Below are 13,854 nucleotides of genomic sequence, written 5' to 3'. Positions count from 1 at the left end.
CACTTAATTAGCTGCGACGCTTTTGTACGCTTTGGCTAAGTGTCTCTAATAAGCTTTCGGTATCGGCCCAGCCAATACAAGCATCAGTAATACTTTGACCGTAACAAAGCGCTTTACCAACAACTAAATCTTGGCGACCTTCTTCAATATTACTTTCAACCATCACACCAAAAATATTCTGATTGCCCGCACTAATCTGATTAGCCACATCCTCTGCCACTAACATCTGCTTTTTAAAATCCTTACTGCTATTAGCGTGACTAAAATCAATCATAATATTAGCTGCAAGCTTGGCTTTCTCTAGTTGGCTTTCAATCGCTGCTACATGAGTTTGACTGAAGTTTGGCTCTTTACCGCCACGAAGAATGATATGACAGTCAGGATTACCTTTTGTCGATACAATGGCTGAGTGACCAAACTTGGTCACTGATAAAAAGTGATGAGGTGCACTTGCTGCACCAATAGCATCGATAGCGACTTTAATTGTGCCGTCAGTACCATTTTTAAACCCGACAGGGCTTGATAAACCCGATGCTAACTCACGGTGAACTTGAGACTCAGTAGTACGAGCACCAATTGCGCCCCAACACWTCATATCCGCCACATATTGTGGTGTAATCATATCGAGGAACTCACCCGCGGTAGGAATACCTGCTTCGTTTAAATCAACGAGAAGTTTACGTGCAGTACGTAAGCCATCATTTAATTTAAAGCTATTGTCCATGTAAGGATCATTAATTAAACCTTTCCAACCAACAGTTGTACGTGGCTTTTCAAAATACACTCGCATGACGATTTCAAGCTGATCTTTATATTTTTCACGTAATGCTAATAAGCGTTTACCATAATCCAACGCGGCAACAGGGTCGTGGATAGAGCAAGGGCCTATAACGACAAGTAGACGATCATCTTGTCTGTTTAAAATACGGTGAATGCCATCACGTGCGTTAAAGACTGTTGCTGATGCAGTTTCTGATGCTGGAAATCGCTCTAAAATGGCAATTGGAGGCAATAGTTCTTTTATTTCATCAATTCTAACGTCATCATTTTGGTAATACATAGTTTATACAACTCCAGCAAACAGTTTATTTATGCCAACGTTTAACATTGGCAGTAAAGCATAGCGATCAGCTCTATAATTCAAACAGTACCACACAATAATTCGTTCAATCTATGGTTTTATCAGTTTTATGTATTTAAATGACTGTTAATCAATAAGTTTAGATAAACAAAAATAAAATATATAATAAATTCATTAAGTTCGGTTTAGTTGAATAAATATGAAATTTTTATTATCTGCGTTTATTTGACTAGATTGAGTTAATATCGTACAGCGTGCTCAAAGTCATAAACGAAAAAACCATGAGCAACACATGTTGAGCATGGTTTTATAATGGGCCATCGATGAGGCCTTTGTTTTTCGCGCTTCTTTGCAGAGCTATCGGACTAATGGCGCATCATAGCTTGCAACTTACCTTTGTAGCGATGTTGGTTTACTTCATCAATACTCAAATCCAGCGCTTTTTTCATATTCTTTTTCGCACGTCTCTCATCACCTGTCGCCCAGTAAGCACGGGACAGGCCAAAATAAAACTCATGTCGATAGTCGGCTCTTTCAACCGCACGCTTATACCAGACTAGCGCCTCTTGATACTGCTTTTCAAAATAAGCTTGTTGCGCCATATCAAAGTAGTAGAAAGGGTTTTTAATCCGTGCAAGCTCCAATACTTTATGTACTTGTTGCCATTCATCTAATCTGTTTTGTTCACCTAATATCAAGGCTAAGTTATATAAAGTCGTAATGTTCTCAGGCTCAAGCTGTAATACATGCCGATACGCTTGCTCTGCGAGTTTGTTTAAACCTTTATGGCGATAAATCACAGCTAACGTATTAATGCTATTTACATAATATGGATCTAATTCTATCGCTCTTTTAGATAGTGCATAAGCTAAGTCATACTCGTTTTTAACTAATGCTTCTGCTGCAACGTTATTGAAGTACATACTCGATAAAGTCTGCTTGTTTATCTGCTTTATTCTATAGGCTCTAATTGAACGCTCAGGTAAAAAGTCGACTAAAATTTCAGACCCTCTAAAGCTGTATGAGTTGATGTCGTCTCGATGAAGCAGCTTCATATTCACATGACCATTAACAAGATAAAAACCGCCACGTCTATCCCAAATAGGCTCAACATCTATGTCTTGATACTTAACAGGGACATTTAATGCCTCAGCTATTGCAGTAGACAGCACAACTAAAGACATGCAATTGCCTGCTCGTTCTTGTGCGGTAACGCTGGCCATTCGCGTATAATGATCACGATATTCAAATCCACCATTTTCTGCATCAATGTACTCAGCAAGCCAAACATTAACCGGCTTTTTATTTCCAACAACTCCACCTGAGCGGGCATACGCTTTCTTAATCTCATTAACCATGCCCTCAGGTAACTCATAGATTGTTTCTGTTGCTGGTATTGCCGTTGGTGTGAAATAGCTGTCATTAAACAACTCCGTGGCATTGGCTGAACTTTGATGGGGTTGAGTGCTAGAGCAGCCAAAAAGAAAGAGAGGTAATAGCAATGCCAAACAAAGGCTTAGCTGTATATTATTGCGAGGTAAAATTGCATTATTATTTTTTTTGTTACTTTCATATTTTTGAAACATATTTATGCTCCGTACAAAACACCTTTATTAAGCATAGATGCATGTACGAAAATTGAGATATATAAATGTGACAAAAATATTTTCAATAAGGTTAAGGCTGTTCAGCAACAATCAACTGAAACGGAATAAACTGGGCAATGTATATCGCTAAGAACATAGCGAAGCACATTACCAAGAAGATAGTAATTACTTTACTTGTGGTATTTTAGGCGGGTCAATTTGAATAAATAACTCTTGATTTTGATGCATATAAGGTCGGTACATACTGCCTGCACAATTATAATAATGGTATGGAACAGCGACTGCGAGGCACCCTAAAGGCAACGCTTGAAGGATTTGAATTTGTTGTTGCATACGTAGCATTTCTTGCCACTGATGATCTTGCTGAACCGCATCTCTAACGGCAAAGGCATCAAAGGGTTCAGATGATTTACGAACCACAACTTTACCCGCATGGCTTAGCGTAGTCATCGTTATTCCCGCAAGTGCTATAACACTAATAAGAAGCGTTAACCTAAGTGACTTAGCCATAGTGAGACCTATTCAAATAAGAGCATTGGTATTTCATCAGTATAACAAAAAAGCAGAGCTAAATAGCTCTGCTTTTATACACGATTTTATAAACGATTTTTCAGTTATTAACCCGCTGATTTAATCGATACAAACTCTGGGTATGCATCAACACCACAGTCTGATGCATCCATACCGTTATACTCTTCTTCTTCAGTAACACGAATACCAACAGTTGCTTTAAGGACAAACCAAACAGCAAATGAAGCGGCAAATACCCAAGTGAAGATTGCTGCAGCACCAAATAACTGCGAGCCAAAGCTTGCGTCAGCATTTGATAATGGCACTAGCATTAAGCCTAGGAAACCACATACACCATGCACCGAAATTGCACCTACTGGGTCATCGATTTTAATGCGGTCAAAACCAACGATTGAGAAAATAACCACACCACCAGCAACGACACCGATAACTGCAGACATCAATAATGAAGGCGATAATGGGTCAGCGGTAATAGCAACTAAACCAGCTAATGCACCATTTAAAATCATGGTTAAATCAGCTTTACCCCAAACAATTTTACAAACAATGAGTGCTGATACTGCACCAAATGCGGCTGCAGAGTTTGTGTTAACAAAGATTTTTGCTACTGCTGATGCATTTTCAGCATCTGATACTAATAACTGAGAACCACCGTTAAAACCAAACCACCCCATCCATAGGATAAACATACCTAATGTCGCCATTGGTAAGTTTGAACCAGGAATTGGGTTTACTGCGCCATTCGCGCCGTATTTCCCTTTACGAGCCCCAAGTAACAGTACGCCAGCAATCGCTGCTGCTGCACCAGCCATGTGCACGATACCACTACCAGCAAAATCAACAAAACCAGCAGCAGAAATGAAACCACCACCCCATGTCCAGTATCCTTCAATTGGGTAAATAACACCTGTTAATACCACTGAGAAAAGTAAAAATGACCATAGCTTCATACGCTCAGCAACGGCACCAGACACAATCGACATTGCAGTAGCGACAAACACAACTTGGAAGAAGAAATCTGACTCAAGTGCGTGATCCGCATCGGCTGATTGTGACCCTATTAATGAACCAAATGAAGGTAACCAACCCGCTTCAACATTATCAACATACATAATGTTGTAACCGACAAGTAGGTACATGACACAGGCAATTGAATATAAACAAACGTTTTTAGTTAAAATTTCAGTGGTGTTCTTTGAACGAACTAAACCCGCTTCAAGCATGGCAAAACCTGCTGCCATCCACATCACTAACGCACCTGAAATCAAAAAGTAGAATGTATCTAGTGCAAATCGTAATTCTGTTACTGTTGTTCCTAACGCTGCTAACTCTTCCATTTCAGCCCCCTTATAATGCTTCGTTATCAAGCTCACCCGTACGAATACGGATTGCTTGTTCAAGATCAGTTACGAAAATTTTGCCGTCACCAATCTTGCCGGTGTGAGCTGCTGTTGTGATAGCTTCAATTAGCATGTCTAAATTTTCAGATTTTGTCGCAATTTCTAATTTTACTTTAGGAAGAAAATCAACTTGATATTCTGCGCCACGATAAAGTTCTGTGTGACCTTTTTGACGTCCAAAGCCTTTAACTTCAGTAACAGTCATTCCCTCAATGCCCATTCCTGCAATTGCTTCTCGGACATCATCCAATTTAAACGGCTTGATGATAGCGCTGACGAGTTTCATCTCGACCTCCAAAAGTGTGATTGTTATAAATTTGTTTGCAATAACAATTCAATCATTAGGCCAAACTTGTAAGATAATGTTTTTGTTGAAATATTTAATTTATTGCAGTCAATAACCTCAAACTTTCGCACCATATAAGTGCAGCGCTATTTCGGTGCGCACAAGATTAGCGCATCCTTCTCGTCTCCAAAATTGACTCAAAAGAGCTATTAATTCATTCGTGTTCTAATAGAAATAAGCACTCAATAACAATTGAAACTCCAAGAAGAAAAGTAAACTAACGGATAAAAATCAAAACAACGATAGATTAAAGGATGGGCTAAAGAAGTTGGTATGTTGTCAAAATCTGAGGAAAAAAAGCGTTGCGCCGAGTGGTATCACACTGGGTTTCAGGCATAAAAAAGACCCTCAAATGAGGGCCTTTAAACATGTAAAATTAAGCTTTAAGGCTTATAAATTGCCCGCTGTTGTCGTTGCTTCTTCAGTCGCTTCAGCCGCTTCTGTAGAGTCAGCTCGCTCTTCTGCTAATAAATCAGCAAGTAGGCTATCAACTTTTGTTTTGTCATCTTCAACTGACGCTGCAGCACTTTCGACAATATCATCAGCTTCTGTATTGATGTCGGCAGTCAATTCACTGTCAACGCCTTCTAGTTCTGCTAATAAATCAGCTTGTTCATCAGCCAAAGTCTCATTGATAGACTCATCAACACTGTCAGAAGACGTTTCGCTAACGTCTGCAACAAGCTCTGTCGCCGCTTCAGCTTCAACGGCTTTAGCTGCTGCAGCTTGATCTAACTCAGCGAGGGCTGTTTCAGCATCAATAACTTCAACTGCTGCAGTAGTTTCAACGTTGGCAATACTTGCATCTTCTACTGCTGGTTCAGATTTTGCTGATTGCGTGTTCGTCGTTGAATTAATTTTCGCCATCACGGCTTCGCCTAATTCAGGCTTTATAACTACTGCACCAGCTGCCGCTGCAGCTAATACCACACCGGCAACAACAAATTTAGTCGCACCTGATTTCTTTTGTTGCGCTTTTTCTGCTGCTGCTTTTGCCGCTAACTGAGCTTGAGGATTTGGTTGTGGCTTAATCTCAAGTTTTGACATCGGCTTAGGCGCTGGCATTGGTTCGCTTTCTGGCACGCTATTTAATGGTGCAGGAGTACGAATCTCTTGTGCTTGAGTCGGTTTTTCTGACTTGACTTCGGTCTTAACTGTCATTTCATCAGCGACAAACTCTGGCTTAATCTCAGGCGTTACATCAGGCTTTATTTCAGTTTTTACTTTAGGAGTGTCAACAGCAACGTTAGTAATAGGCTCGGCCATTACATTAACATTACTCACTTTTGCAGCCTGAGCTATCGGCGCCTCTGCAATAGGCGCTTCAGGCTTTGGGGATGCGTAAGCCGGCTCGTCATTAAAAGGTTGAGAATAAGGAGCAACAGGCTGTTCATCAGCTGCTAGCTCAGGTAATACACCTTGCTCAGGGCCTTTAGTTCTTGCACCTAAGAATTGACCACCATCATAAATTTCCATTTTATGACTCGAAACATCACCTTCAACCACACCAGAGCTTACGATAACGAGACTGTTACAGTGTAATTTTCCTTTGAAAACACCACAAACACGTAACTCTTGACAGTAAAGTTCACCGTCAATTTCGCCACCTACTTCAATTTTAACTTGGTCTGTTGAACGAATAACACCTTTGACTTGACCAGCGATCAAAGCAGGTCCTTTTACCGTCATTTCTCCATCCAATGAAGTCTCGGGACCGATAAAAGTCACCCCATTTCCTTTGTTATTCATACCCAGCAGTATCCTTTTATTATAAATTTTCGACTTATAGTAAACTAACTAATTAAAAACAACAAATAACATTGCATTTACATAAAATTCACCTTGTAAACATTTCGGATCAATTAAATTGCTAACTCATCACTTATTGCTGGACACTGTGATTAAGAATAATTATTATTCACGAACCTATTGTTAAGGATCTTCAATAGTCGAGTTTTATAAACAAGGATGTGACATGATTGTATCGGATATTTTTTTAGGTGAAATACCTGAAAGTTTGACCCAACAGCTTTGCCAGATTACTGAACTTTTAAAGTGTAATACCATTAGCCACGACCCGCTTAACCTCCAGTGGCAACAAACAGAGCACCACAAAAAAATTCTACTGCACTATGTCAGTGATCCCAAATTACACATCCCTAACTTATCGGCAGAATTACTTGCAGACGGCAAACATTTGGCTTTTTGCCCTCAATTGACCTCTGACACTGAAAGTTTGCTCATCGCAAATGGGTTTCATGGTGGACTGTCTTTTGATGCATCGATTATTGAGATCATCGAAGCCTTTAAGAATCTGGACAACAATAAATTGTATTTCAGTCATGATGCGATGTCTCATTATATTCAATCAAGAAACCGCCAACCTATTACACAACGTCAAACTGAGCTACTGTCATTAACCACCAAAAAAGAACAGCAAGTGCTGTCTTTGGTTTGCCAAGGCTTATCTAATGAGCAAATTGCAGCAAACTTAAGTATTTCGATTAATACAGTCAAAATGCACATTCAAAACATTTTCAAAAAAACAAATGTTTCAAGCCGTGGACAGCTTTCTTACGTCTTTACACAAGTGTAATTTAGGTTAGTCGCTTATATAGATGTCTGACGTACTAACGGAGTGTACGAAGTTGATCGCGTTTTAGCAGCCGATTGGTTTTAGTACTTTCTTATTCTCGTCTTATGTCGCTCGATATAGACAAGATAGTAATGAAGCCTGAACCATGGGTATGCCTATAAGGGTAGCAAACGACTTCAAGTTGTTTTTCAACTCGACGGCTCACACATAGCGCAAGTTATATTTCCCTTAAATACTTGAGCTTGTTTTTAATTGATATATTGTGACTCATAAACCAATCAATATGGTCTTGGCGTGACAACGTTATTAGAACTCTATCAAAGCAAAATAGCACAATCTCAATCATCTCAATTGCGATTACACGATGATGCTGAACAGCATACAGCGCTACTTGCCCTCAACGAGCTATTTATTCAACTCCAACATAATGTGAATGTTCAAGAAGAAGTAGCAGAACTCGGTGATACCAGTCTTCAGCAGCAAGCTGCCAAAGGTGTTTACCTTTGGGGGGATGTTGGTCGTGGTAAAACATTTTTGATGGATTTATTTTTTAATCATCTTAAACAGCAAAATAAGCTTAGATTACATTTTCATCGCTTTATGGCTATGGTGCATCAAGAACTCAATCTCACAAAAGGGATTGCCGATCCTTTAGTGCATATTGCCCGTCATTATGCGGCTCAATATCAAGTCATTTGTTTTGATGAGTTTTCTGTCAATGATATTGCAGATGCAATTATTCTTGCTAGGTTGTTCGAACACCTTTTTGCTCATGGAGTCATCTTAGTCGCCACCTCCAATATTGAAATTAGCCGTTTATATGAAGGTGGATTGCAGCGTGAGCGATTTTTACCTTTTATTGATATTTTACAAACTAATGTAGACCAAATTAACTTAACTGGCGCCACTGACCATCGAATAGCTGCGCAATCTGACCGTTCGCTTGAACAACAAATACAGTTAACAAAGCACATGAGTCACCAAGATTTTGTCACTATTGCAGGACTGCATTATCCCCATCAAGCCGCTGTGTGTGAAACACATAGCTATATCGAAATATGTCATCGTACAATTGCTTTTCAAGCTAAAGTGAATCAAGTGATTTGGTTTAAATTCGACCAACTGTGTGACGGGCCTCGATCTGCTTTAGACTATATCGAGCTCGCAGGCTTATTTAAGCATGTGATTATTGATGAAGTGCCCCAACTAGGAGGTGAAATTAGAACTTGGATAAAAGCACGTGGTACGGAAGATGGGGCTGAAAGTAATAAAACTAGCGAGCGTCAATTAGAATATGCAACCAGTGACGATCCTGCTAAACGGTTTATTAGTTTAGTCGATGAACTCTACGATCAACGCGTATCGTTAACGGTCTGCTCAGAATGGACCATTACAGAATTGTATTCAGGCGGCGCCTTATCATTTGAGTTTCGTAGAACGGTGAGTCGCTTAGTTGAAATGCAACGCTGGCTCAAACCAGCAACCAAATAAGCTTTATCAGTAACTTATGATTTAACTGATAAAGCATAACAACTCTAGCTAAGGTGTTTCATGCTGTCGATTATTGCACAGTGTGTTTTATCACATCACCGAAGCGACGCATGAAGTTTTCAAACGCTTCGTTATCAGGGTAATCAAATTGATATTTATTATGGAAGTAGATATTAAGCGAAGTTCTGCCATCACTCAGCGTTATTGTGTAACCATCAAAGCCTGTTTCAGCTTGCAGTCCACATAAATGATAGCGAGAGTTGTAGCCATTTTCAGCTTTATGCTTTTCACCACATTCAACGATTTTATTAAAGACCTTTAACGCTTGATAAATATCGATTGCATTTCGCATGCTACATCTCCTGATTGATACCTCTATGATGCTTTCTATAAACAGACTCGACGATTGCACCATTGAGGTGAATACGAGACGAGCTCATAGTTAGATCAGTCTAGAATAATCGCAATTCAGAACAGTGATAGAGAGCAAGAAAACATCAATGATATGGGATTAAGGTGTAACAAATTGAATCAACGTTGTTGATGATGCTTGGATTTCACTTGATACATTTCTCGATCTGCAATTTCTAAATACTCGGCTATATCAAGTTTTTGATTAGCATGTCGAGTCGCAACTCCCACACTGTACGCCAGCTCAAATACGTCTTCACTCTGAGAGTTATGGGCATTCAATGCTGTTTGAAAACGAGCAAGTGCGACGTCAACCTGGCCCTTACTGCACTCACTAAACAATACTAAAAATTCATCACCACCAAAACGAGCGATCACATCAGAATCGCGAAATTCTGAGGTAAGCAGCTGAGCAAACTGGTTTAAGGCTCGATCGCCCGCCTCATGACCATGATTATCATTAATTTCTTTGAAATAATCTAAATCGAAAAACACTAAGCAACTATCAATATGATTGCGATCCCATGTCGATAATGCTTGCTTTGCTAGCACTTCAAATCCACGACGGTTGGAAATACCTGTCAGCTGATCTAGGGTTGTTTGCTGGATAGAAATCAGCTCAGATACGACCATCTCTGCAAGGTCTTGTAGCGCTAGCATCTCGTCTTTATCTAGCTCTTTGGGTTTATCATCAATAATGCATAAGGTCCCGACTCTCATCCCATTTGGCATTGTCAGTGGGTGACCTGCATAAAAACGAATATGAGGCGCTTGAGTAACCAGAGGATTATCGCTGAAGCGTACATCTTTTGAGGCATCGGTAATGACGAATGCTTCAGAGTATTGAATGGCATGACCGCAAAATGAAATATCTCGAGGAGTTTCATTTGCGACTAACCCTTGGCAGGATTTAAACCATTGTCGATTTTCATCAATTAAACTGACTAGACAGATAGAAACTGAAAATAACCGTTTTGCTAGGCGGGTAATGCGGTCAAACCGTTCTTCAGCGGCAGTATCAAGCACATTTAAATTTCGCAGTGTCGCTAAACGCGCAGCTTCATTTTCTGGTATTGGTGCGGTAAGCATAATCCCTGCCAATCAATATTAAACACAATATACTAACGTTAATATCAAATAGCAGATATGGCAATAAATCAATAGGTTAAATTTACTAGTTAGGGTGAACGAATTGACTAACTAACAAGTATGTAGCTAGCAATATCAACGTTAAAGCCACTAGAATATGCGAATTCGATTATTGCCTTTCGGGTTTCAATATTCGTATTAAGCGTATTATTAATCCGCCTCTCCCAAGATATGCTGATAAATATCAATCACCTGAGCGACGTGTTTTTCTGCCTCTGAAACATCAATTTGTCCTTTTTGCTGTTGCAATGTCAGTCGATGATTTTCATCTCTTAGCCAGCAGTAGGTCTGCGTTAAGTGCTGCGCAGTCATAAATGGAATCATTTCTAGTTCAGCTAACATTTGAAATATACGCACGTTATCAGACCAAATAGCCAACTCTTTATGGCTGCTAGCATGGGCTAGCACCAAATACTGCGCCATAAATTCAATATCAGCGATGCCGCCAGGACTCTGTTTTAAATCGAATTTATCAGGACTTACCTTTAATAGATGATCGCGCATTTTAATTCGCATATCCCGAACCAGTTTAGCTAACTCAGGTAAATCACGTGGTTTAGATAAAATCTCAGTTCTAATCTCACTAAAACGGGCGGCCAACGCATTATCACCATAAACAAAACGGGAGCGAACTAATGCTTGATGCTCCCAGTTCCACGCCTCAGCTTGTTGGTACTCTTTAAATTGCTCAACTTCAGTAATTAATAAACCAGATGCACCAGAAGGTCGAAGACGCATATCCACTTCATATAATTCACCCGATGTCGTACGTGTTGCAAACAAATGCACAATTCGTTGAGCAAGCTTCAAATAAAAATGGCCAATACCTATGGGTCTTTTGCCATCAGTTTCACCAGTATTGACGCTATTTCGCAGAAACACTAAATCCAGATCGGATCCGTACCCTAGCTCTATTCCACCGAGTTTTCCGTAGCCAATTACCGCAAAGCCCATTTTGTCTGGGCTGGTACCAGCAGGAACACCATGTCGACTCGCCACTTGGTGCCATGCTTGCAATACGACTTGTTCAATGATTGCTTCCGCTAAAAAAGTCAGGTGATCGCTGACTTCCATTACCGGTAATACACCTGTGACATCCGCAGCTGCAATTTTTAATTGTTGAGATAACTTAAACTGGCGCAACGCTTCCATTTGCTGCTCCATATCTTCTTCTGGCACCCGCAGTAAATATTGTCTTAGCTCACTAGGGTAATCATCAACAGAAGTGGTGTCGTATAATTGCGCAGGATCAATCAACTCATCCAATAACATTGGGAAGTTGGCAAGTTCTTGGGCAATCCATGGGCTAGCACAACATAAACTAATTAATTGCTGTCGAGCACCAGGGTTTTCGCACAATAACTCAAGGTAGGTAGTGCGGGTTAAAATCTGTTCTAAAACCCCTGATACGGCAGTTAATGCCGCGCTAGGTGAAGCATGCTCTAATAGCTCGGACAATAATCTTGGCATCAGCTTTTCGAGGGTCTCTCTTCCTCTTGGGCCAATTGAACGTTTAACCGTTATAGATCGCCACTCAGTTAATGTCGGCCAAAAATTAGCATCGTCCACTAAGTGTTCTTCTAATAGCGCTGCGGCGTTGTCGGGATCTTCAATGACCCATAATTGACTAGTCCAATGTTCCGTTTGTTCATGTGCATCATCGCCACCAACAGTATCGTTGAAGTGTCTATGAATTTGTTGCATTGCTCTATCAATGTCAGCACGCAGCACCGTTTCATTTTCGCAGTTCATCGCAAAACATAAACGCTGCCAGTCGACATCATTATCTGGCAATGTCTGAGTTTGCTTATCATCAATAGCTTGCAGTAAGTTTTCTACTCGGCGAAGTAAGATATAGCTCTTTTTGAGTTCATCAACGGCAAGATACTCGAGTTGACCTAAGTTATATAACGTATCAATAGCACCAAAAAGGCTTTGCTGACGCAGTGCTGGCTCCCTTCCACCTCGAATAAGCTGGAAGCTTTGCACCACGAACTCCACTTCTCGAATCCCGCCCGCCCCCAATTTTATATTATTGGTAAGCTGACGACGGCGCACTTCTTGCGCAATTAATTGCTTCATTTTACGTAATGAATCGATTGCTGAAAAATCGATGTAGCGTCGATAAATAAAGGGTCTTAATAAGTCATGTAAGTCATCGCTAAATTGAGTCCACGGGCCTAATACTCTGGCTTTGACCATGGCATATCTTTCCCAATCTCGCCCTTGTTCTTGGTAATAATCTTCAAGACCGCTAAAACTCACCACTAATGGGCCACTCTCACCATATGGGCGCAGACGCATATCAACCCGAAAAACAAAGCCATCAACGGTCACTTGATCAAGTAGGTTAACTAATCGCTGACCCATACGTATGAAAAACTGCTGATTAGCTTGGGCACGACGGCCTCCGACAGTCTCGCCATGCTCAGGAAAAGTAAAAATTAAATCAATATCAGATGAAAAGTTAAGCTCGCGCCCACCAAGTTTACCCATACCGAGAATTAATAATGGCTGAGGATTACCTTGTTCATCTGACGGTGTACCAAGCTGCTGACACATATCTTGATATAGCCAATCTCTCGCGGCAATAACGAGGGCTTCAGCTAACGCAGACAAATCCAGTAATGACTCTTCTAATGCTGAATAATTGCCAAAGTCGCGCCAAGCTAATCTCACCATCTGGAAGTTACGATATTGACGCAGGATTGATTTAACTTCATCTTCAGATTTTATCGAAGCAAGTTTATTTGCTAATTCAATCGCAAAGCTTTGCCTATCGACTTCTGTTAATAAGCCATCAAGTAACAAGCTTATCCATTCAGGGTGGCGACACAATTGTTCTGCAATGTAGTCACTCAAACCAAAGACTGACTTTAATGCCTTTTGCTCGTCGATTGATAACGTATCAATGACTTCCGGGGAAGAATTACCTAACCTCAACCAGTAACGTTCTGCAATTTCTGATAATTCGGCAGATAAAATAGAGTTACTTTCGATTAGCATTATTATTCGATCCCTTCGGCAATTTACACATGATATGGCAGGTTTAATTCGACATAATATGTCGAATTATGCTATACCATTCATAATAAAAGTTTAATGTAAGTCTTAATTGTATATAGCATTAAGATTACTATAACCTGTATAGCAGTTATACCTAACCGTATAAATATTTGGTCGAATATGAATACATATTTATTCGGTTTGTTAATTATTTTAATTTGATTTTTATAGCATTG

The 13,854-nt window shown here is 40.1% G+C and carries 11 protein-coding genes; 2 read left to right on the top strand and 9 right to left on the bottom strand.

Features of this window, described 5'->3' with window-relative positions; all coding sequences use genetic code 11:
- Positions 1–7 precede the first annotated feature (7 nt).
- The 6 genes from aroG to A9267_RS15665 form a co-directional block, all read right to left on the bottom strand.
- Entirely contained in the window at positions 8–1,060 is a 1,053-nt protein-coding gene (gene aroG, locus A9267_RS15690; RefSeq protein WP_065109836.1) for a 3-deoxy-7-phosphoheptulonate synthase AroG, read from the bottom strand.
- A 386-nt stretch (positions 1,061–1,446) separates the two neighbouring features.
- Entirely contained in the window at positions 1,447–2,667 is a 1,221-nt protein-coding gene (locus A9267_RS15685; RefSeq protein WP_065109835.1) for a tetratricopeptide repeat protein, read from the bottom strand.
- A gap of 186 nt (positions 2,668–2,853) precedes the next feature.
- On the bottom strand, positions 2,854–3,138 hold the full coding sequence (locus A9267_RS15680; RefSeq protein WP_119967653.1) for a hypothetical protein: 285 nt from the start codon (positions 3,136–3,138) through the stop codon (positions 2,854–2,856).
- 167 nt (positions 3,139–3,305) lie between these two features.
- Complete coding sequence (locus A9267_RS15675) at positions 3,306–4,556, bottom strand: ammonium transporter (RefSeq protein WP_055022617.1); 1,251 nt, start codon at positions 4,554–4,556, stop codon at positions 3,306–3,308.
- 10 nt (positions 4,557–4,566) lie between these two features.
- Positions 4,567–4,905: a P-II family nitrogen regulator gene (locus tag A9267_RS15670; protein WP_055022618.1), complete on the bottom strand. Its 339-nt coding sequence runs from the start codon at positions 4,903–4,905 to the stop codon at positions 4,567–4,569.
- Positions 4,906–5,355: 450 nt separating this feature from the next.
- Complete coding sequence (locus A9267_RS15665; RefSeq protein ID WP_065109833.1) at positions 5,356–6,714, bottom strand: polymer-forming cytoskeletal protein; 1,359 nt, start codon at positions 6,712–6,714, stop codon at positions 5,356–5,358.
- 226 nt (positions 6,715–6,940) lie between these two features.
- On the opposite strand from A9267_RS15665, the gene A9267_RS15660 reads away from it, so the two are divergent.
- A complete protein-coding gene (locus tag A9267_RS15660) occupies positions 6,941–7,561 on the top strand; it encodes a helix-turn-helix transcriptional regulator (RefSeq protein ID WP_065109832.1) in 621 nt (206 codons plus the stop codon).
- 294 nt (positions 7,562–7,855) lie between these two features.
- Positions 7,856–9,052, top strand: a complete 1,197-nt coding sequence (zapE, locus tag A9267_RS15655) for a cell division protein ZapE (RefSeq protein WP_065109831.1) — start codon at positions 7,856–7,858, stop codon at positions 9,050–9,052.
- A gap of 70 nt (positions 9,053–9,122) precedes the next feature.
- On the opposite strand, the gene A9267_RS15650 is transcribed toward zapE, so the two are convergent.
- The 3 genes from A9267_RS15650 to glnE all read right to left on the bottom strand — a co-directional run bounded on the left by A9267_RS15650 (position 9,123) and on the right by glnE (position 13,624).
- Positions 9,123–9,404 (bottom strand): DUF3081 family protein, encoded by a 282-nt coding sequence (locus A9267_RS15650; protein ID WP_055022620.1) that lies wholly within the window; start codon positions 9,402–9,404, stop codon positions 9,123–9,125.
- 179 nt (positions 9,405–9,583) lie between these two features.
- Positions 9,584–10,552, bottom strand: a complete 969-nt coding sequence (locus A9267_RS15645; protein WP_065109830.1) for a sensor domain-containing diguanylate cyclase — start codon at positions 10,550–10,552, stop codon at positions 9,584–9,586.
- 210 nt (positions 10,553–10,762) lie between these two features.
- Positions 10,763–13,624 (bottom strand): bifunctional [glutamate--ammonia ligase]-adenylyl-L-tyrosine phosphorylase/[glutamate--ammonia-ligase] adenylyltransferase, encoded by a 2,862-nt coding sequence (gene glnE / locus A9267_RS15640; protein WP_065109829.1) that lies wholly within the window; start codon positions 13,622–13,624, stop codon positions 10,763–10,765.
- Between the last annotated feature and the right edge of the window lie 230 nt (positions 13,625–13,854).

It is taken from the genome of Shewanella sp. UCD-FRSSP16_17 (genome assembly GCF_001675935.1).
GTDB lineage: Bacteria > Pseudomonadota > Gammaproteobacteria > Enterobacterales > Shewanellaceae > Shewanella > Shewanella japonica.
This window is presented reverse-complemented; position numbering and strand designations above follow the sequence as displayed.

What these genes read in the sequence shown, in the direction of transcription:
- A9267_RS15670 (WP_055022618.1), bottom strand. Translation starts at nt 4,905, where the DNA reads ATGAAACTCGTCAGCGCTATCATCAAGCCGTTTAAATTGGATGATGTC.
- A9267_RS15665 (WP_065109833.1), bottom strand. Translation starts at nt 6,714, where the DNA reads ATGAATAACAAAGGAAATGGGGTGACTTTTATCGGTCCCGAGACTTCA.
- A9267_RS15680 (WP_119967653.1), bottom strand. Translation starts at nt 3,138, where the DNA reads ATGACTACGCTAAGCCATGCGGGTAAAGTTGTGGTTCGTAAATCATCT.
- A9267_RS15685 (WP_065109835.1), bottom strand. Translation starts at nt 2,667, where the DNA reads ATGTTTCAAAAATATGAAAGTAACAAAAAAAATAATAATGCAATTTTA.
- A9267_RS15650 (WP_055022620.1), bottom strand. Translation starts at nt 9,404, where the DNA reads ATGCGAAATGCAATCGATATTTATCAAGCGTTAAAGGTCTTTAATAAA.
- A9267_RS15645 (WP_065109830.1), bottom strand. Translation starts at nt 10,552, where the DNA reads ATGCTTACCGCACCAATACCAGAAAATGAAGCTGCGCGTTTAGCGACA.
- A9267_RS15675 (WP_055022617.1), bottom strand. Translation starts at nt 4,556, where the DNA reads ATGGAAGAGTTAGCAGCGTTAGGAACAACAGTAACAGAATTACGATTT.
- A9267_RS15660 (WP_065109832.1), top strand. Translation starts at nt 6,941, where the DNA reads ATGATTGTATCGGATATTTTTTTAGGTGAAATACCTGAAAGTTTGACC.